At 64.0% G+C, this 1,811-nt stretch carries 2 protein-coding genes and 2 pseudogenes; 2 read left to right on the top strand and 2 right to left on the bottom strand.

The genetic code is table 11. From position 1 onward, the window contains the following. Together KLP40_RS21750 and KLP40_RS21005 are read left to right on the top strand one after the other, a co-directional pair. A pseudogene (locus KLP40_RS21750) lies at positions 1 to 120 on the top strand (IS701 family transposase); the annotation flags it as partial. Positions 121 to 125: 5 nt separating this feature from the next. After that, a complete protein-coding gene (locus KLP40_RS21005; protein ID WP_215595804.1) occupies positions 126 to 602 on the top strand; it encodes a hypothetical protein in 477 nt (158 codons plus the stop codon). A gap of 2 nt (positions 603 to 604) precedes the next feature. Here the strand turns inward: KLP40_RS21005 and KLP40_RS21010 are convergent, their stop codons facing one another. Further along, positions 605 to 1,288, bottom strand: coding sequence for a YiiX family permuted papain-like enzyme (locus tag KLP40_RS21010; RefSeq protein WP_215595805.1), 684 nt, complete (start codon positions 1,286 to 1,288; stop codon positions 605 to 607). 131 nt (positions 1,289 to 1,419) lie between these two features. After that, a pseudogene (locus tag KLP40_RS21015) lies at positions 1,420 to 1,811 on the bottom strand (DEAD/DEAH box helicase); the annotation flags it as partial.

Genomic DNA, 1,811 nt, shown 5'->3' on the forward strand with positions numbered 1-1,811 from the left:
TGGGCCCGCCTCAAGCACCTGGCCTACCAGGCCAACACCACCGTCTACCAACTCAAGCAAGGACTGCTCGACGACTACCTGCGCCGCGAGCTGGCTCAGCCCACACTCCGGTTTGCGTAAGTCCTATGATGAAAAGATTTAAAAGTCCGCTGCCCTTATGGCTTGGTTACCCGCTGCTATTTGTGCTAGGGGTGGCTACCGGCATTATCGCAACCGGTTACGAACAGAGTAGAACGGGTAATCTGTCGGTACCTGCAGAAATTGTCATTAGCCCGCCGCCCCCTGGTGTACTCGCCTGTTTTCCTGATTTGAGCTTCTTCAGTGCCAGCCGATTTCAGCGCAAGCTTCTGGATACTAACAACCAGCCTGATAGTTTTCAGCTTCGGGCTTATATCGAGCAATGGAACCGACAGGATGAACGCAGCCAGCTACATCTGCTAAGCAACAGGGGCCGCCAGTATTCCATCTTGGCGTACACCGACCTGACATTCCGTAGCACGGGCGACTTGACCCTAATAACTGACCAGGGACTGTTCCTGCTTTTCCCAATTCCCAAACGGTTTCACCCCAAGTACGACAGCCTGCTAGCGGCCCGCTATTAACCTCACTCCACCGTCACCAGCTCCGGGCTTTCCAGCATCCGCACCGGTGAAATCACAAGTTCATCAAGGGGCAATTTATTTCCGTACCGCTCGCGCATTTTGGCCTGCACGGCGGGGTGGGAGAGGTCGAACTCGCGCAGGTGCTGGAGCTGGCCGATTTGGCGGCCGGTGGCTTGGTAATACATCTTCCAGAGCAGCTCAGAGCAGTAGATGCGCTCATCCGACCAGCCGAAGTAGAGGTCGTAATTGCGGCCCCGGTACTGCTCGCCGGCGGCCCGCAGCCGCCGCAGCACGGGCGGCGTGAGGACGGTTTCAGCGTCGCGCAGACGCTTGACCACGAACCGGCCACCCGCGCCCCGGGCTACCCAGGCTGCCAGGGAGGTTTCGCTCACCGGCTGCACCGCCTCGAACACCCGCCACTCGCCCGCCCGCTGGAACAGGATGCCGCAATGGCTGTACGCGGAGTGGGTGGCCAGCTGAATGGCCCGGCTCTGGGCCGACTGGGAAGTCTGGAAAATCAGGTCCCCATTGCGCAGGCGGGGCGCGATGGAACTGGTGGCCGAAGCGGCCTGCCGCCGCGTCTCCAGGCGCGCTACGTCTTTTTTCAGCCGGGCCAAAGGATAATACCCGCGCCCCAGCCCGTAAGCGAGCAGTACCAGCGCGAGGAAGGATAAAAGCCATTTCATAAAGAGCAGTAGCATAAGATTGCGAGCGGCGCGATAAGGCCGCCCCCGGTAACCGTAAACCAGAACGAGTCCCCGTCAGCAAGGTAACGGGGACTCGTTCAGTTTTTCAAGGGGCCAGATGGCGGAAGGACTTATTCCGCGGTAGGGGCAGGTGCTTCAGAAGCAGCTGGGGCACTGCCTTCGGGGCGCGGGCCGCGGTTGTTGCGGTTGCGGCCGCCGCGCTTGCGGCGGCGCTTTTCGCCCTCTGCGTCGGGGCCAGCGGCGCCGTTGATGTGGGCGCCGGACGCGTCGTCGGGCAGGGGCAGGCGGGGGGCGCGGCGGGGGCGCTCGGGGGCCGGCTGGCCGTCGCCGGGGGGCGTTACCTCGCCTTCGGGGCGGGGCAGGCGCGGGGCGCGGCGGGGACGGTTGGGGTCGTGCTCACGGGGTTCGCGGGGTTCGCGGGCGGGGCGCTCGTAGGGCTGGGCCGGGGCCTGCCCCGCGTCGAGGGCGGCCAGCGCGGCCTGGGCGCGGGCAATGCGGGCCT

Source organism: Hymenobacter piscis (genome assembly GCF_018760735.1).
GTDB lineage: Bacteria > Bacteroidota > Bacteroidia > Cytophagales > Hymenobacteraceae > Hymenobacter > Hymenobacter piscis.